At 43.8% G+C, this 19,094-nt stretch carries 16 protein-coding genes and 1 pseudogene; 6 read left to right on the top strand and 11 right to left on the bottom strand.

Annotated features, from left to right (window positions below; all coding sequences use genetic code 11):
• Positions 1-302, bottom strand: a pseudogene (locus tag QUB61_RS21760) (BamA/TamA family outer membrane protein); the annotation flags it as partial.
• A gap of 157 nt (positions 303-459) precedes the next feature.
• Complete coding sequence (locus tag QUB61_RS21765) at positions 460-660, bottom strand: hypothetical protein (RefSeq protein ID WP_332959381.1); 201 nt, start codon at positions 658-660, stop codon at positions 460-462.
• A 159-nt stretch (positions 661-819) separates the two neighbouring features.
• On the opposite strand from QUB61_RS21765, the gene QUB61_RS21770 reads away from it, so the two are divergent.
• From QUB61_RS21770 to QUB61_RS21780, 3 genes are all read left to right on the top strand, one after another.
• Positions 820-1,377: an alpha/beta fold hydrolase gene (locus tag QUB61_RS21770; RefSeq protein WP_333126633.1), complete on the top strand. Its 558-nt coding sequence runs from the start codon at positions 820-822 to the stop codon at positions 1,375-1,377.
• On the top strand, positions 1,377-1,649 hold the full coding sequence (locus QUB61_RS21775) for an alpha/beta hydrolase (protein ID WP_333126636.1): 273 nt from the start codon (positions 1,377-1,379) through the stop codon (positions 1,647-1,649). Before QUB61_RS21770 ends, QUB61_RS21775 begins: the two co-directional genes overlap by 1 nt.
• A gap of 130 nt (positions 1,650-1,779) precedes the next feature.
• Positions 1,780-3,264: an ATP-binding protein gene (locus QUB61_RS21780; protein ID WP_333126638.1), complete on the top strand. Its 1,485-nt coding sequence runs from the start codon at positions 1,780-1,782 to the stop codon at positions 3,262-3,264.
• 87 nt (positions 3,265-3,351) lie between these two features.
• Here the strand turns inward: QUB61_RS21780 and QUB61_RS21785 are convergent, their stop codons facing one another.
• The 5 genes from QUB61_RS21785 to QUB61_RS21805 form a co-directional block, all read right to left on the bottom strand.
• Entirely contained in the window at positions 3,352-3,705 is a 354-nt protein-coding gene (locus QUB61_RS21785) for a slr1659 superfamily regulator (RefSeq protein ID WP_333126642.1), read from the bottom strand.
• Between the two features lie 66 nt (positions 3,706-3,771).
• A complete protein-coding gene (locus QUB61_RS21790; protein WP_333126645.1) occupies positions 3,772-4,380 on the bottom strand; it encodes a DUF6272 family protein in 609 nt (202 codons plus the stop codon).
• A gap of 29 nt (positions 4,381-4,409) precedes the next feature.
• A complete protein-coding gene (locus tag QUB61_RS21795) occupies positions 4,410-5,645 on the bottom strand; it encodes an adenylate/guanylate cyclase domain-containing protein (protein ID WP_333126648.1) in 1,236 nt (411 codons plus the stop codon).
• A gap of 156 nt (positions 5,646-5,801) precedes the next feature.
• Positions 5,802-7,946: a SpoIIE family protein phosphatase gene (locus tag QUB61_RS21800; protein WP_333126652.1), complete on the bottom strand. Its 2,145-nt coding sequence runs from the start codon at positions 7,944-7,946 to the stop codon at positions 5,802-5,804.
• Between the two features lie 144 nt (positions 7,947-8,090).
• The gene (locus QUB61_RS21805; protein ID WP_333126654.1) at positions 8,091-8,321 is read right to left on the bottom strand and encodes an SDR family oxidoreductase; all 231 of its coding nucleotides are present in this window, start codon (positions 8,319-8,321) and stop codon (positions 8,091-8,093) included.
• A 300-nt stretch (positions 8,322-8,621) separates the two neighbouring features.
• On the opposite strand from QUB61_RS21805, the gene QUB61_RS21810 reads away from it, so the two are divergent.
• Together QUB61_RS21810 and QUB61_RS21815 are read left to right on the top strand one after the other, a co-directional pair.
• A complete protein-coding gene (locus QUB61_RS21810) occupies positions 8,622-8,981 on the top strand; it encodes a VOC family protein (RefSeq protein ID WP_333126656.1) in 360 nt (119 codons plus the stop codon).
• 3 nt (positions 8,982-8,984) lie between these two features.
• Positions 8,985-10,265 (top strand): recombinase family protein, encoded by a 1,281-nt coding sequence (locus QUB61_RS21815; protein WP_333126658.1) that lies wholly within the window; start codon positions 8,985-8,987, stop codon positions 10,263-10,265.
• A 51-nt stretch (positions 10,266-10,316) separates the two neighbouring features.
• Here the strand turns inward: QUB61_RS21815 and QUB61_RS21820 are convergent, their stop codons facing one another.
• From QUB61_RS21820 to QUB61_RS21830, 3 genes are all read right to left on the bottom strand, one after another.
• Positions 10,317-11,534 (bottom strand): adenylate/guanylate cyclase domain-containing protein, encoded by a 1,218-nt coding sequence (locus QUB61_RS21820; protein WP_333126661.1) that lies wholly within the window; start codon positions 11,532-11,534, stop codon positions 10,317-10,319.
• A gap of 32 nt (positions 11,535-11,566) precedes the next feature.
• Entirely contained in the window at positions 11,567-14,698 is a 3,132-nt protein-coding gene (locus tag QUB61_RS21825) for a response regulator (protein ID WP_445300206.1), read from the bottom strand.
• A gap of 151 nt (positions 14,699-14,849) precedes the next feature.
• A complete protein-coding gene (locus QUB61_RS21830; RefSeq protein WP_333126664.1) occupies positions 14,850-16,403 on the bottom strand; it encodes an ATP-binding protein in 1,554 nt (517 codons plus the stop codon).
• A gap of 493 nt (positions 16,404-16,896) precedes the next feature.
• On the opposite strand from QUB61_RS21830, the gene QUB61_RS21835 reads away from it, so the two are divergent.
• Positions 16,897-18,219 (top strand): AAA-like domain-containing protein, encoded by a 1,323-nt coding sequence (locus tag QUB61_RS21835; protein WP_333126667.1) that lies wholly within the window; start codon positions 16,897-16,899, stop codon positions 18,217-18,219.
• Here QUB61_RS21835 and QUB61_RS21840 read toward each other — a convergent pair whose 3' ends face one another.
• Positions 18,220-18,846, bottom strand: a complete 627-nt coding sequence (locus QUB61_RS21840) for a Uma2 family endonuclease (RefSeq protein ID WP_333126670.1) — start codon at positions 18,844-18,846, stop codon at positions 18,220-18,222.
• Between the last annotated feature and the right edge of the window lie 248 nt (positions 18,847-19,094).

Here is a 19,094-nt window from a genome sequence, read left to right on the forward strand (position 1 = left end):
GTGAGACTCACCTCATCTGTGGAACGGGCATCTTGCCCGTTCTTGAGAATGGTGCCAGATGTGAGACTCACCTCATCTGTGGAACGGGCATCTTGCCCGTTCTTGAGAATGGTGCCAGATGTGAGACTCACCTCATCCTCCGTCTGTGCCCTTGTGGGACAGGCATCTGGTCTGTCAATTTCTGCGGTTCCCTCTCTAAACTGGGCCTCAGTCGGTGCGGCACTCGGATCTATTGCCCGCGCCGCCAATTCACCGCCCGCGAGCGCCGCCAAAGTCAAAAGTGCAATAATTGGAATTCGCATAGACATAAAACTCAAGCACGCCCAACGCATATTACCGAAAACCCGGCCCCTTAGCCTAATTAGCCGAAAAGAAACCCGGTATTTTTGAAGATACCGGGTTTCTGCGATGCTGAAATTTGGGAAAATACGATCGACCGCGGGCGATCGTAAAATTTCTTTAAAGAGCTTGTCGAGAAACTCGTTTCTCAAAATGAGCCTGAGTCTGCTGCAACAGTTGTTCGCGACTATCTTTAGCGGTGGTAATGGTAGGGAGCAAGTTGCGAGCTTGTAAAGTCATGTGAAGCTGTAGGTGTGCTACGTACTCACTGACATCTTCGCGAAGAGAGCAAGCCGGGTACTGTTTTAAAGTAGAGTTCAAAGTGTTCTCCTGCCTTGAGTTTGCAGCATTTTCTAATAATAATAGAGACTATCACGCTATATTTCTAATTCTCTACTCCGTAATGAAGTTTAACCTTTCAACTGCTGTTTTGTTACAATTGTTTACAAATCGATCTTACCTCTCAGGAGTCGATCGCCCATGCAGTCTCAAGCACTTGTAGGACACAAGCACACATTAAGTACATTTGTCAATAGCACCAGCCAAACAGCCGCCTACCTCAACATCGGGTGTGGCAGACCCTTATTGATGCTGCACGGTTTCTTCGGAGAAAAGACTTGCTGGCTGCCATTGATAGAGTTATTGCAATCTCAGTTGCGGTGCATTAGTTTAGATATGTTGGGTTTTGGAGACTCCAGCAAACCAGAAATCCGCTACGATGTAGCTGTAGAAGTTGCTTTTGTGCGACAAGTTGTAGAACAACTAAATATCGAACCATGCTGCATCATCGGACATTCTTTTGGCGGCCCGGTGGCATCTGCATATTCCCTAAAATATCCTAATTCTGTCAGCAGTTTAGTGTTAGCAGCACCAGCGGGAATTCGGGACGACAGTTTTTGCGGTCAATACGATGCTTTGCGACCGCTGCTGTGGGAAACCCCAGGCATGGATTGGGCCTTGCAGTTAGCCAAACCTTTTGCTAGTTTAGCGGGAAAAAGTGAGAAATTGCAGCAAACTTCCGGGTGCGCAGGGAGTTAATGTCTCAACCAGTAGCAAGGTCATTTTTAATGAGCCTGATGCGGCCGGAAGACGCAGTTGATACAGTAGAAAAAGAAATTCACCAACTGCAAATTCCTACCTTAGTCATCGCAGCAGATAGCGACGAAAGAATTCCTCTATGGCACTGTCAAACCTACACCAACGAGATATCCGGGGCCGAGTTAGCAATTATTCCCAATTCCACTAACGGGTTGCCGCAAACTCAAGCTCAAATCACGGCCAAGTTGATTAGTAAATTTTTGGATTATTAAGAAAAACTGTGCAAAAAGCCGAATCCGGAAAATTGTGATAAGCTTCAAATTGAAAATAATTGTGTTTTAGGATACTGCTTTAGTATGAAAAATAGAATATATTGGTTAGTGTATTGTACAAAAAATTTTTATGGCTCTCAAATCTTGTGTCAGCAAAAGCTACAGACATTTAGTTGAGTCGGGGGCATTACCAATAATGGCGAGACTGAAGAACTACTTTAATCTGGAAGAAATTACGACAGCCAGAAAAATTAGTGCGGCGGTAATTAATATCAGCGGTCGCCAGCGAATGCTTTCCCAACGAACGGCTTTTTTTTGCATGAGGTTAGTTTGCTCCTCGAATGCGGCAGAAAGAGAAAAACTGCGCGGGAATTTGTTAGAGGCGATCGAGCTTATGGAAAAATCGCATCGCGACTTAATTAATACTGGCAGCAGCATCAGCTTAGTGAATCGCCCTTCATTAAGCGTCGAGGCAATGTATTTTGAGGCGCCACTGTATCTAGACAAACAAGTCCGCGGATATATCGATCGAATTAAAGCATTCATGCAAGTTCCCGATGCCGAACTCAGGTTGGGAAATCCCCATCTGCTGTACATTGTCGAAGCTGCGGGCGGGGAATTGCTAGAAGCTTTCGATGCCGTGGTGAGTCAATACCAGCAAGAAAGCGAAATCGAACAATTTGAAATCGACCTCAAACAGGTTGAACTTTATCAAGAAAGTTGTGCTGCTACCGCGAAAGCGGAAGCTCAAGCGGCCGAACTCGAGCGCGCAGTTAGCGAACTCAAACAAACTCAAGCTCAACTCCTCCACAGAGAAAAAATGTCTTCCCTGGGAGCGCTAATGGCTAGTATCGTCCATGAAATTAATAACCCAGTTAGTTTCATTTACGGCAACTTGAGCCATGCGGAAATTTATATTCAAGATTTGCTACACCTGCTGCGTCTCTATGAAGAATACTGTCCCAATCCCTGTCCCGAAATCAAAGCTCAAATCGAAGAGATGGATCTTGATTTTCTAGTTGAAGACTTGCCTAAAGTTATGTCTTCCATGCAAATGGGTTCCAATCGCATTCGCGAAATTGTCAAATCTATGGGCAGCTTTTCGCGAACAGATAACAGTAACATGACCCCATGCGATTTGCACGACAGCATTGACAGCACCGTGTTAATTTTGCGAAACCGTCTCAATTCTCAAATAGACCGTCGCGACATTCAAGTAGTTAAAAATTATGGAAAATTGCCGGCTGTAGAGTGTTATGCCGGACAGCTCAATCAAGTATTTATGAATCTACTTACCAACGCGATCGATGCTTTGGACGAGGTAGCACAAAATCAGCCCGATGCTGTGCTAAAAATTTCGATCGGCACAGAATTAGCTGGGCCCGATCGCGTCAGAGTGCGGATTGCTGACACGGGAGCGGGAATGACACCACAGATAAAAGAACAAATGTTCGAGCAGTTTTTTACCACCAAGCAAATCGGTAAAGGTACTGGTTTAGGATTGTCTATTGTCTACAAAATCTTAGTAGACAATCACCGAGGAACGCTCAGGTGCGAGTCTGAACCCTCCAAGGGAACCGAGTTTATCATTGAACTGCCGGTACAGCAAACTTAAGCAATTTACAAACATCCAAATTTATGTATGTTAATTGTGCGACGGCCGTCCCGCCTGTATTAACTGTAATGAAAATTTACACATATCCTACGCTAATTCTAGCTTTAAAGTTGGCAACAGCTTTTCTAAATTTTTGAGAGATTTCTGTTGCCAAAGAACATCATTTGAACCCAATACCAAAAGCTGAATCGTTTTCTTTTTCCGGACGCTAATGACAAACTTAGACAGCATACTGATACCAGAACTGTTAACAAATTTCAAGTTTTTTAGGTTCAAGGTAATAGTAGGCGGTTCGCGATTTGCGACCTCATCTAACAATTCGGCTATCGGTGCATACTCTGCTGGCCCGCCCAGGCTGAGTTCGCCTTGGAAACAGACTGTGACTGATTCTCGATCGTACAGAATGCTGTAATCTTTACCTTTAATTTCTTGAATGCCCATTATTCTTTAGTTCCCTGAATAAAATACTGAAATCGCACAAGAGAGTAAATATTGAACAGGTTGAAACTAGACCCTAATTTGAACCACAGTCGTAACAGCGATCGTATCACTTTCTGCCCTTGGCTCGAATTTCCAACCTATCTTAGCTGAATAGTCATTAATCATAGTCAGCAATCCCAATCCCGAGGTGTCGCTTTCAGATTCAGCATTCTTTTCAACCTGCTGCAAATAAAGTTCATTTGGATCGGAAGCCAGAATTTCTTTAATAAACTCCTTAAACTTATTCGCCCCTTCTGAATTGACAGTATTACTGGCAAAAATAACCGCCGTCACCTCTGTTCCACAAATAAAGTGTATGCCAAATTTGACTTTGTAATTCGTATCATCTTTATTAAATTTTATCGCATTTTCTAACAGTTCGTTGGCGACATAGCTCACAACTCCCTTGCTTTGTTTAATCCGTTTCTTGCTGCTAGCATCCTCTGCGTCCATCGGTAGAAAGCTAGACAAATAATCGGCTACAAAATGAGCTGAAAGCCTGTTGTTGCGCCAGCGTTGCTTGATGGGACGAGAGCTCGGCGTAAAAGTAAGTTCTAGGGAGTCGTGCTCGGGAGGAAATTGATCGATGAATTCTCCACAGATTTCTGTCACCGTTTGTAAGCTTCCAGATGTCATTATTTTTATGCCTTCAATTAATTTTTATGTCACTTCTGGGTAAATTTCCACACGCCATTCCAGTTAGCGGGGATACTATTTTCTAACAGTGTTTGGATGCGTTCTAGGTAAAGTTGGCTGGGTTGATCGGCGGGATTTATCGCCACTATTTGTTCAAAACAAACTTTGGCATTAGCAAAATTCCCCTGAGAATATTGTTCGAGTCCTTCCTCAAAAATAGGCACAGTTTGAATTTTGAGCGATCGCACTGGTTCTAGTTCAACATCTAACACCTCACAAACAGTAATCGCTTCTTGTCTACCTTTGACAATAGCCCGATCCAAAAATCGAATATGATACTTTTCTGGTTGGCTCAAACGTTGTACCACATCTCCTGAAATTAATAAAGATACGCCATAATACTTAGTTAAACTTTCCAGACGCGCCGTGAGATTGACATGATCGGACAGCGCATCGGCTTGCATCCGGTTCGCGTCTCCAATAATCCCCACCATTGTATCACCGACATGAATACCAATGCCAATATTCAGCGGTATGTACCCATTTATTTGACGGCTTTGATTGTATTCTTGCAACTGTTCCAGCATCACAATTCCTGCCTGAATAGCATCATCAACGCCCTCGGGAAAAACTGCCATCACTCCATCTCCTATATACTTGACAATAAAACCGTTGTGATTGCGAATTTCGGGACTAATTCGCTGTAAATAGGTATTGATGAAGTCAAAGTTTTCTTGAGGAGTCATTTGCTCCGCCATCGTGGTGAACGAACGGATATCGGAAAACATGATTGCCATCTCTTTGCTCACGTGATCTCCAAGCTGGAAATCAACAATGCTCTGCTTGCCGAGAAATAGGAGATATTCATCGGGAATAAAACGCCCATAGCCCTGCAAAATTTTCTCTAATTCCTGTTCCCGCGCTTTCACGGTTTCCACCATATGCGAGAATACCTGTGCCAGTTCTCCCAGTGCATCACTACGCGCTGCCACATCTGACAATATCTCGGGTTCAAAGCAGTTATTTTTCACAGCAATAGCTGCATCTATCACCTTTTTGACCTGCTGAATGTAAGTCTGCATCTCTCGATTTTTATCACGCATCTGGTTTTCCAGATTTGTGGAGTGTTCCGTGATAATTTCTACTAAAGTTTCATAGCTATTTTTTTCCTCTTCTACTTCCTCAAGTTTTTGCATCAAATCCTGTAGCTGGGTATTGATTTTTTCTGTAGATGTATATTCTGCTACATTTATTTGGGGTTTCATAATTTCTTCTCCCGAATCTGGGAGCGCAAAATTGTTTCACTCGCTCGCTGTAAATTACTACAGCTTACACTGGCGGATCGAGAAATCCGGTTTGTGCTTCCATGGTTCCCGACTAAATCCAAGAGCGATGTTATAAACCGGGTTGATGACAGTCAATCACAAATTATACACAATATTTCCCTTTTGCTTCAAAACTAGCAAAGTAATGTCATCAAATACCGTTTCTTCTCCAATAAATTCTCGCAAATCCTCGATGGTGGCTTGCTTGATTTGTTCCGCGCTCAAATGCCAGTTTTGAGAAACCACTTCACAGAGTCTTTCGAGTGCGTAGAATTCTTTGCTGGTGTTTCTGGCTTCCGTGATGCCGTCGGTGTACAGCACCACCCCGTCCCCCGGCTCTAAGTCTATTAAAACATGGCCGATCAACTCGGAAATATCCTCATCTAAGCCGAGCGGAAATCCTAAATCTATTGTGTCTATCCGCTGGATTTCACCGCCTTTCCTGACCAGAAGAATTTCCTCATGTTGACCGCTGATACTAATTGTGCTATCGGCGTAGTTGAGCAGAGCTAGCGTCAGATTTTTTTCCGAGTTCATGCGCTGGACATTTTTATAAATAGTACGGTTGAGGGTATCTAAAAAGCGCACCGGGTCGGATTCTGGCATTTCCTGAAGAGTGTGGACAGCAGCTTGAGTCATCACCATTAAAATACCGCTTTCTAAGCCATGTCCGGTGACATCGCCGATGCAAATCGTGACAACCCCGTTAGTACAAAGTACGTCGTAATAATCACCACCTACTTCCGAGGCTGGCTCCATAAATCCGGCAATATCTAAATCTTCAATTGCTGCTAATTCCGCAGGTGTGGGCAGAATTAACTGCTGCATTTGTTTGAGGATATCGAGTTCGGAACTCATGCGGAGGTTTTCCGCTTTCAGGCGCTGGTTGAGAGCGGCAATTTCTTGAGTAGCTGTGGCGAGTTCAGAGGTGCGTTCTTTGACTTTATCTTCTAGATTTTCAAAGGATTCTTGCAGTTGTATCGCCATGCTGTTAAAGGAATTTGTTAAAGTTTTAATTTCAAAAATCCGACTGGAATCAACATTCTGGTTGAGAACACCACCTGCTAGATATTCTGAAGCTTGAGCAATTTGGTTCAGGGGGCGAGTAATCCAGCTAGCGGTGAGAATACCCACTCCAACAGAGACAATTAGAGCCACAATACACAGCAAAATGGTCTGGCGAGTGTTAGCATAAATTTGCGCCATAAAGTCGGCTTCAGGAACTACTACTACAATCAGCCAATTGAGACCGTACTTGTCAGTTAGCGGAGAAACTTGGAGAAATTGCCGCTCACCGTTCAGCTTAAAGTCAAGTTGAACAGTTTGATCGATGTCTTCCAAACGCTTGAATCGATCGAGCAGATAAACCACACTTTGACGCATCAGCGGGTTGCTGCTTTCCTGTGCTTTTATCCGCTTTGTATCTTTGCCGGTTCCTACCGAAAGAGGCTGTTCTTTAACCGAAGTGGCTATTAACTCACCCTGGAGTTCTATGATAAATACTTGACCGGAATTACCCACCCTTAAGGTTTGCAGGAAGTGGCGAATTTGATCGAGCCCCATCTGGCAAGTCAGCACGCCAATTAGTTTCCCTTCGGCATCGTAATAGGGTAGACTCGCATTAATTTGCAGCGTATCGTAGCCAAAATTAATATAAACTTCACTCCAAGCTGCCTGTTTCTTCTCAACAACAACGCTGTAAAAAGGGCGCGTGCGAACGTCATAATTGGGCGTGTTTTTGTCGATTGTTGTCGGGTTTCCCTTACCGTCAAGGTTGTAATATATCAAGTCGCCACCCCCCGGAATTAGTTGCTGGGCAAGCTGAGGTTGTTCAAGCCCAACCAGCCGATTTACCCAACCCACACGCAGGTACTGACCTTTTTCGTTGGCAATTCCCGCGTAGCCGATCGATTTAAATTGCAGAACTTGTTTCCAAAAATAGGGTCGAGCTTGCTCCAAATCGTCAAAGTTCAACACCCCCAAAGGTAAAGCATCCTGATTGATTTGATTCACCAGTGGCGGAGCTTCCAGATAGGTTTGGACGCGTTCGTAAACTCTCGAACTCACTTCGTGCCGCAACTGACTAACAATATCGTTGACTATCTGCTCTCCGTTTCTGTAAGAGAGATAGCCAACGCAGCCAACAGCAGCCAAAATTTGGAGCACAAAAGGAACCACCAAGACATTGCGGAGACGGAATTTGCTCGATCTGGAGGCGATCGCACGTTTTTGAGAAACCATTGTTAAAGACACTCCCAGCGGGCAGTTTACAGTAGGTTGATTAACTTTTCAAATGCTGTCGTAAACCGCCATAGCGGTGCCGCGAACATCAAAGGCCAGCTTCCGAACCAAGAAAGCAAATTACTTGAGCTAGAGATTGAGGTTTCACGCATTGGTGAGCATTTTCCGAACCCATTGCCATCGATTTGTCGGAGGATCGATCGCACTGGGGAGGACAGTATTAGCAGTTATATTAGTACCTTTTGTTTCATCTGCGATCGCCTTTGTGAGCGCCACCACTCCAGCTTTAGCAGCACAGCAAGCCGCCAATTGTCCAACCTGCTGTTCGCCCCCATGCCAACCCACAGTCAAACTCCCCCCCGGACGCCAGCCCACAATACTTGTTAGCCTTTCATGATTTATAAGTAAGTGGGTACAAATAAATATAACATGAGGAGAGGGCGGGTTTGGCAGTAGTAAACTCGCTGGTACCATAGACTCTAACTAAACGCGCCCCTACAATTACAGATTTTATATTATGGTTTTTTCCCATGACCTATTTACATTTTTGGATAGGTTAAGAGCAACTGACAATGTTATCATATCCAAAACTGAACAAACATCAACCAATCTGCGTTCATCAGCGCTCATCAGCCTGCATCAGCGGTTAAAATAAAAAAAAAATACCCAACAAAAATGCAAATTACTCAATCCCTCCACAGCGCCATACTCATCTCCAACCTGGAACAATCCCAACACTTTTACAGCACCGTACTAAAACTGCCAAAAATCGATCGAGACTTAAAATTTCCCGGTATCTGGTATCAAATCGGCAACTTCCAGATACACCTAATTTTAGCTGCAACAATTATACCAGATGCCGTAGACAATGAAAAATTAGGACGCAACCGACATCTAGCATTTTCTGTTGCCAACTTCGAGGCAGCAAAACAACAATTAATTGCTCACAATTGCCCGTTCCAAATGAGCGCGTCAGGTCGAGCGGCATTATTTACCCAAGATCCCGACGGCAACATCATCGAACTCAGCGAGTAACAGATGAAAATCATCGCCTATTCTTACACCGAACCGCTACTCGAAGCAGCACCAGCACCGGAAATTTGGGGTCAAGAGGTCGATCGAATATATCAAGACTTAGGAGGGCGGCAACAACTGCAACAACTCCTCAAAGACTGCCAAACAGAACCAGTCAAATACCTGTTAATTCAGCGCTTTGAAGAACTCGGCGACACATTACAGCAAGTGTGTTCGCACCTCGCCCAACTCGAAAACCTCGGCGTCGAAATCATCGTACAAGCAGAAACAGAACCGCGAAACCGCAAAAACTTGCTGCAAATCCTCGCAGAACTTCAGCGCAGCCAACACAGCCGCAGCATTCGCAAAGGACACGCCCGCAACCGCATCAAATCCCGGATTCCACCGGGTAAGGCTCCCTACGGCTACCGGCGCGGCAAAGAGCGCTACACGATCGATCGATCGGCCGCCGCCGCCGTCAAAGACTTTTTTGAACACTTTTTAATCTACGGTTCCTTGCGAGGTTCCGTGCGGTATTTAGCCAAGAAATACAGCAAAAAAATCTCCGTCAGCACAGGCCGCCGCTGGCTGACAAATCCCGCCTACCGAGGCGATTTGGCATATCAAAACGGCCAAGTAATTTCTAATACCCACGTCCCGATTATTTCCCGAGAAGAAGCCGCCCAAATAGACAGATTGCTGCGCCGCAACCGCCGCCTTTCTCCCCGCAGTGCCAGCGCCCCGCGTTCCCTCGCAGGTTTAGCCATTTGTGCGCAATGCAAATCGCCCATGACAGTTGCCAAAGTCACCTCCTACCGCAAAGATAGAGAATACCTTTATTTGCGGCCGATTAACTGTCTGTCCCAGCCTAAATGTAGCGGCTTTTCCTACCAAGAAATATTGCAATCAACCATTGAAGGAATCTGTCGGGATTTACCCGCTGCTGTCGCCGCGCTGCAAATGCCGGATATCAACGGAATCAAAGCAGGGACTAAACGGGCTATCGCATCGAAACAAGAAATCCTAGAGCAACTTCCCGCCCTGATTGAAAGTGGCATTTTAGACACAGAAACGGCAGAGTTTAGAGCCTACAAAATCCGCACGGAAATTGCCCAACTGCAAAGCAAATTAGCGCAACTGCCGCCAGTGAATTTGCGAGAAATAGCTCAAACTGTTTCTCTTCCCCAATTTTGGCTGGACTTGTCGGAATCGGAACGCAGGTTCTATTTTCGAGAGTTTATCGATCGCATTGAGATCGTCGGGGAAAATACCAATTGGCAACTGCAAATTATTTTCATTTTTTAAGGATTAGTGCGACGTCGATCGGTAGCTGCTGCGTTAGAAGCCCGACTTCTCTTAAAAAAGTCGGGCCTCTGGGTACTCTCTTAGTTCGCTAGGAGTGGACTTCGTGTGACAAGAATAGGTTGCAACCGCCGAATCATCTTTTTTAGCCTTTAGCCAATAGGCGATCGTATCTCCTTTACCTTTAACCGCGATCGCCCCTCTTTCCTCAAATACATACCGATCTTTTAACAGCTCGTAAATAGCAGTAGTAACTTGAATATACCCCGGTAATCCTTGAGATTCCATCCGAGAAGCAACATTAACAGTATCTCCCCACAAGTCATAGATGAATTTTTTAGTGCCAATGACGCCAGCAACTACTGGGCCTGTATTAATGCCAATCCGTATTTGAAAAGATTCGCCAGTGTCAGTTTTAAAATCAGCGATTACTTCCTGCATATCCAAGGCCATATTCGCGATCGCTTCTGCATGATCTGCCCTCGGCACCGGCACCCCCCCTGCTACGATATAAGCATCCCCACTCGTTTTAATTTTCTCCAAATCGTGTTTTTCAGTTAGTTCGTCAAACTTTGAAAAAATCTGGTTGAGGAAATTTACCACTTCTAGAGCTGAAATTCTGGCAGCAAGAGACGTAAAACCAACAATATCGGCAAATAGGACTGTTGCTGACTCAAATCTCTGGGCAGCAGCACCGTCGCCTTTTTTCAAATTTTCAACAATCGCGGATGGTAAAATATTTAGCAATAAACGATCGGATTCTTGTTGAGCAAGCCGTAAAGCTAGCTCCACCCCCTCCCGCTCTTTAATTTCGTTTTGCAAACGTTCGACAACTTCTTCTAATTGCTGCGTTTGCTCTTGAAGTAGCTTTTGCTGACTTTGAATTGTTAACTGATTTGCCACTCGTGCCAATACTTCTTTATTTTGAAAAGGTTTCGTAATATAATCAACGGCTCCCACATCAAAGGCTTTCACCTTATCTAAAACGTCATCTAAGGCGCTTAAAAAAATGATGGGAATAGAACTGGTTTTTGGTGAAGCTTTCAACTGTACACACACCTCATATCCATTCATCTCAGGCATCATCACGTCCAGCAGAATTAGATTCGGCGGAAACTCCTGCGCTGTAGCGATCGCCCTTTGCCCAGTCAGCGCTTTACGAACCTGATACCCTTGTGCGGTCAAAATTATAGATAAAAGTCGCACGTTATCTGGGGTATCATCAACTATTAGAATGCTGGCGGGAATTGTAGGAGATTGATTGCTGTTCATGTGAGCACGGTATTTTTAGTAGCTACAAGATATTAACGCTGACGTGCCGTAACTGCATATTTCGCTAGCTCTATAATATCGTCAAATAGGAAATTATGCGCTAAAGTAGTTAAATTTTGTGAAGCAGGAGCCAATTCTCTAGGCATTTCCTCAATCAACTGAAAAATTTTATCGTCGCAACATTCTTGGGCAGCAGTAGATATCTTCTCCACCCACTCCAGAGGCATTTGACAGAGTTGTGATGCTACAGCTTGATTGCTGGAAACTCCGCTAATTTCGCTTTCCTTTTCTAGTTTTGTATCATTTGTATCAACTGGTTCCTCGTAAACGTAGCGGATTCCTAAAAAGTCTTCCATTTTAGCAAATAATATCTTTGCCTCGAAGGGTTTAGCTATAAAATCATCACAGCCTGCAGCTAAAATACTTTTTCGTTCCTGTTCAAAAGCGCTAGCAGTGAGAGCAATAATCACGGTTGTTTTTCCGAGAGGATGAGCTTTAATTTGTTTTGTGGCTTCGTAGCCATCCATCACCGGCATCCGCATATCCATCCAGATCAGTTGCGGCTGCCAATCCTCCCATACAGCAACAGCTTCTCGACCATTTTCAGCTTCTCGGACCAGTAAGCCTATGGACGACAATAATCTTACTAAGACTAGGCGGTTATCTGCGCGATCGTCAACCACCAAAATCCGGTATTCTGGTTGATTTGGTGCTAAACCAATTACTTTTTTCTGCGGTTTAAGCATTTTAACATCGGTAGGATCGGCCAATCTGATTTGAATATCAAATGCAAACTTACTTCCCAAATCAGGCGTACTGCTGACAGTAATATCTCCTCCCATCATTTGTACAAATTTGCGGCTAATTGGTAGACCTAATCCACTCCCATGTTGAGATTTACGACCTGTTTGTGTTTGCTCGAAGGGTTCAAATAACTTATTCATCTCTTCTGCGGCAATGCCAGGACCAGTATCTTCAATTTCAAACTGAAGGCGTAAAAATTCCGACTTTTGTAAAAATACCGGGCGAATAGAATTCGCATCTACACAATCAAAGTCCCCATGCGAGGACTGTTCAGAACCCGCGTCGGCGGGTTTTGTTTGTAGGCGCATAAACTCTGCGGTTTCCACCGCCAAGCTTTCGTAATGATTAGAACCCGCGTCGGCGGGTTTTGTTTGTATGTCCGTAAACTCTGCTTTTTCAACCGCCAAGCTTTCTTCTACCTTCATTTTCACTTGCAAGGTAACGCTACCCGTCTCTGTAAATTTGATCGCATTTCCTAATAGATTAATCAAAATTTGGCGCAATTTACCTTCATCTCCCTTAACAAAGTGCGGTACGCCATCAGCCACTTCAAAATTTAGCTGCAATTTCTTAGATACAGCTTTCAATCGGAACATTTTTTCTAAGGTTTCTAGCAGTTCGATTAAATGAAAACTGCTTTCATTAAGCTTAGTTCTGCCAGCTTCAATTTTGGACATTTCCAAAATGTCATTAATTAGAGAAAGCAAGTGTTCGCTGGCGCGATTAATAATTTCTACGTGCTGCTGGTGTTGATTGTTTAGAGAGGAATCGCGCACCATCACCTGACTAAATCCGAGAATGGCATTCAGGGGCGTCCGCAATTCGTGGCTCATAGAAGAAAGGAATTCGCTCTTGGCGCGGTTAGCTTTATCAGCAGCTACGACAGCTTGTTGTAATGCTGCTTCTGCCAATTTGCGTTCGACAATTTCTGTTTGGGCTTGTTCAAAAAGAGTGGATTGCTGGATGGCAATTGCTAGCTGCACAGAAATTTGCTTGAGAGATTCTATCTCCGAAGAGTCCCAATGCCTTGGACTGCGGCAGTGATGAGCAATGAGTAGCCCCCACAAATTTTCACCTTGCAAAAGGGGAACCACGAGGTTAGCTTTAATTTCAAATTGCCTCAGTAAATTAATGTGGCACTCTGAAATACCTGCGGTATAAATATTGTCGATGGCGCGAAGGTGTCCCTGCTGGTAAAAAGAAATGTAGCCTTCTCGAAAGCAACAATCATTAATCTCAATTCCCCAAATCGGCATCGTATCGGCTGCTACCGACTCAACGGCGATAAATCCACTCCAATCTGGGTTAAAGCGGTAAATAACAGTCCTGTCTGTTGACAAAAACTGCCGCACTTCTTCCACAGCCATTGTCATCACTTCTTCTAGGTTAAGAGAGGAACGAATCCGCTCTTGAATGGAATTCACGAGCCGCTCCCTTTTTAGTTGTTGCTGCAAGGCTAGTTCCGCCTGTTTGCGAGCAGTAATATCTACTCCATAACCAACGCACTCTACAGGTATGCCAGCAGCATCTTTGACCAACTTAACCTCATCGTATATCCAGCGATAACTACCGTCTTTGTGCAGTTCGCGGTATTCGTAGGAAATCGATTCTTTTTCCAATATCTGAGCGAAGGCATTATCTACAATTTCTCGATCTTTGCGGTGAATGAGGCTATGCCAATCAAGGGAACCATTAATAAATTCTTGTGCTTCGTAACCAATCATTGAAACAATGTTTTCGCTGACAAAAGTTACCTCATGGTTCCCGCCTAATTGGCAGCTAAAAATTACCGCAGGAGTGGTCGCCAGTAAATATTGGAAGCGTTCGGTGACCGATCGCAATTTTAACTCGGCTTGCTGGCGCTCGCGAGCTTCCATTTCTAAGCAAGTGTTGGTTTGTCTCAACTGTGCGGTACGCTCTTGCACTTTAATTTCTAAATCTTCATAAGCACAGCGTAAAGCTAGTTCTGCCTCTTCACGCACGGCCATTTCCCGCTGCAACTTAAGATTAATTTCTTCTAATTCTTGGGGAGTTCTTAATGATAAAAACTGGGGTAATAGCGTTACCATCGATCCGGCTGTGTAACAAGAAAACAGTGCAGTAATTGCTTTTTCAATCCCCGACAGCCAATAAGCGGAATGCCACAGCGTCCAAATTTCTAACAAGTGACCCGTGCCGCAAAGAATAATAAATGCGCCAAATAAAACAAATATTTTTAAGAAAGGAACATCGCGCCGCTTAAAAACAAAACAAATCAGCATCGCCGGAATTGAATAGTAGGCGATCGCGATTAAAAAGTCGGCGGTGACGTGCAGCCACACCAAAGGCGTTTGCCACAGATAGCAGTGACCGTGCGGCATATACTGAGTAGGAGAAAAGATATTTTTGACGAATTCCCACATAATATTTGCTATTGGCATATAAGATGGATTTGATGATGCCTAACTTAGGAGGCAAAAAAGTCAAAAAAATCGAAAATTATCGCCTAATTCGGAATTATTTATTACCGCCTCAACAATAATTGTTCATAACAGCTTGCTTTGGGGCAAAATGGCGATCGCACAGGGGCGATCTACAAGGAATTTTAATGATAAACTCAGTTCCTCTCCCCACCTCTGAAGTGCAGTGCAAAAAACCTTCATGGCTTTGAATAATTTGATAAGAAATCGCCAAACCCAGACCCGTACCATAACCGATAGGTTTGGTCGTATAAAAGGGATCGTAAATTTTAGCGAGTGCGTCAGAATCTATGCCATTCCCATTATCAGCAATGCGAATCTCCACCCACTTGCCATCAACTAAAAGCGTACTGATGCGAATTGTTAGCAGTTGGCAATGGGTATATAGTAAGTGGTCAGGGAATCTTTTTTGCCAAGAGCGTTTGGTCGCTTCTCCCTGCTGCGCCATCTGTTCTAAAGCATCAATAGCATTAGAACAAATATTCATAAATACTTGGTTAAGCTGTCCAGCGTAGCATTCCAACTCGGGCAAATCTCCATACTCTTTAATAACTTGGATAGGCGCACGTTTTGGTTGTTCTTTCAAGCGGTGTTGCAAAATCATTAAAGTGCTGTCGATACCTTCATGGATATTTACCTTTTTCATATCGGCTTGGTCTAAGCGAGAGAAGGTGCGTAAAGATTTAACAATATCGCTAATCCGCTCTGCTCCAATCTTGATCGAACCAAAAAGTTTTTGCAGGTCTTCTAAAATAAAATCGAGTTCTATCCTGCGAATCTTGTCTGCAATTTCCGGCGCAGGAGTGGGGTAATAAACTTGATAAATTTTAATCAATTCCAAAAGGTCTTTAATGTATCCCTGAGCCGGAATCAGATTGCCATAAATAAAGTTAACAGGGTTATTGATTTCGTGAGCAACGCCAGCTACCATTTGCCCCAAAGACGACATTTTTTCATTTTGTACGAGTTGAGCTTGGGCGCCTTTAAGTTGTTGCAGAGTGTTCTCTAGCTGATGAGTTTGTTCTCGCAGTTTAGCTTCCGATCGCCGCAATGAATTTTGGGCCAAGAAGCGATCGCGATTTTCCTGTTGCAAAAGTTCATTAGCAACTTCTAAAGCGAGGGTCCTCTCCATAACCCGTTTTTCCAATTCCAGCATTAATTCTGAGAGTGCTTCCTGAGCTTGTTTGCGATCGCCAATCTCTTTTTGTAAAGCCAAATTTGCCGCCGCCAATTGATCGGGACTGGGGATAGCCAAGATTTTTGGGATGAGTTCCACCAGCACTGCTGCTGTACATAGCGAAATCAGCGCCGTAATCCCTTTGAGAAAACCAGAGAACCAATAATTAGGATGCCACAGCGTCCATATTTCCATAATATGGGTAATGCCGCAGCAGATAATAAAAGAGCCAAACAGCATGAAAACCCAGTCAAACGGCACGTCTTTCCGCTTATTGACAATATAAATCAGCGCGATCGGTATCAAAAAATAAGCCACGGCAATCAAAGCATCGGACAAAATGTGGAGCCCTACTAACCCAGGCCTCCACAAATAGCAATGACCGTGAGGAATAAAATAATTAGAAAACATTTTATGAACCATTTGCATCACATCAACTCGGTTACTTGCTAATCTTTTTAAGAGGGCTTACAGGAAAATTTAAAAACCTGCTGGCACAAAAAGAAGAATTATGCTGTTGGACTTAACACTTGTGAGGAGTAGATGCAGCCCTATGAAACTACATTGAATTAAATTAACATCAATCTACTAATTTTTGGCAAGGTTAACTGTCACATCTTTAATTGTGGCTTCACGACCAACTGTGACACCTGCATGACATTTTGGTCCACGAGCAAGAAAAAGTGACCGCTGCTACCAGAAAGGGAACCCCACCAGCACCTCTTGAAATTGGGTTGTGGCGCTCAGTTACCAGTGCATCCTTTATTGATATTGGTGCGCTTCGGTGATATTGAACGGATTTTACCTGTTATCCCCTGAGAAATATCGCTATAGGCTGGCGTCGCAATCAAATAGGCGATCGGCTTTAGAGTTAATCATAAGTGATAATATCAAGGATACACTTACGGAATAATTGCAACTTATGACGATAGATGAGGTACTACAGCTAATTCGTGCCCGATTGCAAAAAGATTTACATCCAGTACAAGAAATCATACTCCGCCAAGTTTGGGAAGGAAAGACTTATACAAGCATCGCATCTACCTCTAATTACGGAGAGCATTATCTCAGAAACATCGCCTCCGGCTTGTGGCAATCTCTCTCTGAAATCTTGCAGAAACCTATTAGCAAATCAAATTTTCGTTCCTCTCTAGAATCGCGTTCCCTAAATGCTGAGGAACGAGTATTAATTCAAGAATCCATCCGCAGCCAATGCGTAGCAACACTTTTAGAATATCCCGGCTCTCCCGTACCCCTCGGTTCGCCATTTTATATCCATCACCCGCTAATTGAAGAACTCGCCTATCAAGAGATTGCCAAACCTGGAAGTGTTCTGCGGGTTAAAGCTCCCAGGAAGATGGGTAAAAGTTCCCTCCTGCTACGGATTTTAGATCGCGCTAATTCTCTTGGCTGCCGAACTGTAAGTTTGGATTTTCAGCAAGCCGAGGAATCTGTTGTAGACAACCTAGATAAATTCTTGCGCTGGTTTTGTGCCAACATCAGCCGTTACCTAGAATTGCCACCTCTATTAGATGATTATTGGGATGAAGATATGGGTAGCAAAGTAAGCTGTACTATCTATTTGCAACAATATGTATTAGCAGAAATAAATGGACCTCTAGTCTTAGCTTTAAATGAAGTAAATAGAATTTTCGAGTATCCAAAAATTGCCCGAGAATTTTTGCCACTGCTGCGAAGCTGGCATGAAGAAGCAAAGCGGATTAAAACTTTGGCAAAACTGCGGTTAATAGTTCTTCACTCCACAGAAATTTATATTCCTTTAAAGCTCACTGAATCGCCTTTTAATGTCGGTTTGCCGCTGCAATTGCCCTATTTTACAGAAGAGCAAATACTTGCTTTAGCCCAGCGTCACCGACTGGATTGGACAGATAGCCGCGATCCCGAGCGACTGATGGCAATGGTGGGGGGACATCCTTATCTGGTACGGCTAGCTCTTTACCATCTCTGTCAAAACAGTTTAACGCTAGATCGGCTACTACAACAAGCTCCCACCCTAGGGGGAATTTATAAAGATTACTTGCGGAGTTTTTGGGCGACATTGCAAGAGTTTCCCGAACTTGCGGTTGCACTTAAACAAGTGGTAAAATCTGATCCCGGCGTGGAATTAGATCCGATAGTAGCTTCTAAATTAATGAGTATGGGGCTGATTCATATCGATAACAACCGCTGTACGCTAAGCTGCGAGTTGTACCGCCTGTATTTTGGTTCGCAAAACTTGATTTAGTTATTGCCCCACCTGAAAAATCTGTTCTGCAGTTAAGTTTAAATCGGGGAAGGCAAGGGATCGCACCACATCATCACCTCTAAACTGATTAACTGCATACTCACCGTCAACCAATTGGTTTACGGAAATGGTTGGTTGCTTGGGGTTGCCAATATATCTTCTGCCGCCTAACCCTAAATAATCGACAATCCAGTATTCAGGAATTGCCAATTTTTCATATTCTGCTAACTTTATCAAGTAGTCATCTTGCCAATTCGTACTCACGATTTCGATGACTAAACGGATTGTTTCACCTCGGGTAATAGTCGAGCGCTTTTTCCACATCGGTTCCGTTTCGATTTGTTGCCAATCTAACACCATCACATCTGGGCTGTAGCCAGACTTATCAGAATCAATAGCCTTAATAATTCCTTGGCGGGGAATGAAATAGGGCAAAGCCAAACGTTCAATCTGAACGCCTACTTTGAGGGCTAGGAAACCCCCCACCTGTTCGTGTGTTCCAGTTGCTTGCATTTCGATAACGGCTCCATCATGTAGTTCAAAGCGACCTTGACCCTCTGGATACCAGTCCAGAAACTCGTCTAGGGTCATTTGTTTAGACTGGACTGGTTGTTCTTGAATGAGCATATTGATTCTCCTTGTTTGCTGTTAATTTTAATGTTAATATAAATTTACAACATTCGGCTATATTGTATAATAACTTCTAGTTGTTACTTGGTCAATTTTATTATAAAAACAATTACTTTGGCAACCTCAATTTTACCGATGGATTATAATTCATATCCTGTCCGATCGTTCGCCCATAATACAATTGCCGGGGCGGGTTTGTGAGATTGTCCGTTTTTGGCAAATATTATTGGTGAACCCGCCCCTAC

The sequence above is a fragment of the Microcoleus sp. C2D2 genome (assembly GCF_036702495.1).
In the GTDB taxonomy this organism is placed as follows: Bacteria; Cyanobacteriota; Cyanobacteriia; order Cyanobacteriales; family Microcoleaceae; genus Microcoleus.

Bases quoted from the DNA above. Each gene is read 5' to 3' on its own strand.
- QUB61_RS21770 (WP_333126633.1), top strand. From the start codon at position 820: ATGCAGTCTCAAGCACTTGTAGGACACAAGCACACATTAAGTACATTT.
- QUB61_RS21775 (WP_333126636.1), top strand. From the start codon at position 1,377: ATGTCTCAACCAGTAGCAAGGTCATTTTTAATGAGCCTGATGCGGCCG.
- QUB61_RS21780 (WP_333126638.1), top strand. From the start codon at position 1,780: ATGGCTCTCAAATCTTGTGTCAGCAAAAGCTACAGACATTTAGTTGAG.
- QUB61_RS21785 (WP_333126642.1), bottom strand. From the start codon at position 3,705: ATGGGCATTCAAGAAATTAAAGGTAAAGATTACAGCATTCTGTACGAT.
- QUB61_RS21790 (WP_333126645.1), bottom strand. From the start codon at position 4,380: ATGACATCTGGAAGCTTACAAACGGTGACAGAAATCTGTGGAGAATTC.
- QUB61_RS21795 (WP_333126648.1), bottom strand. From the start codon at position 5,645: ATGAAACCCCAAATAAATGTAGCAGAATATACATCTACAGAAAAAATC.
- QUB61_RS21800 (WP_333126652.1), bottom strand. From the start codon at position 7,946: ATGGTTTCTCAAAAACGTGCGATCGCCTCCAGATCGAGCAAATTCCGT.
- QUB61_RS21810 (WP_333126656.1), top strand. From the start codon at position 8,622: ATGCAAATTACTCAATCCCTCCACAGCGCCATACTCATCTCCAACCTG.
- QUB61_RS21815 (WP_333126658.1), top strand. From the start codon at position 8,985: ATGAAAATCATCGCCTATTCTTACACCGAACCGCTACTCGAAGCAGCA.
- QUB61_RS21820 (WP_333126661.1), bottom strand. From the start codon at position 11,534: ATGAACAGCAATCAATCTCCTACAATTCCCGCCAGCATTCTAATAGTT.
- QUB61_RS21825 (WP_445300206.1), bottom strand. From the start codon at position 14,698: ATGCCGCACGGTCACTGCTATCTGTGGCAAACGCCTTTGGTGTGGCTG.
- QUB61_RS21830 (WP_333126664.1), bottom strand. From the start codon at position 16,403: ATGCAAATGGTTCATAAAATGTTTTCTAATTATTTTATTCCTCACGGT.
- QUB61_RS21835 (WP_333126667.1), top strand. From the start codon at position 16,897: ATGACGATAGATGAGGTACTACAGCTAATTCGTGCCCGATTGCAAAAA.
- QUB61_RS21840 (WP_333126670.1), bottom strand. From the start codon at position 18,846: ATGCTCATTCAAGAACAACCAGTCCAGTCTAAACAAATGACCCTAGAC.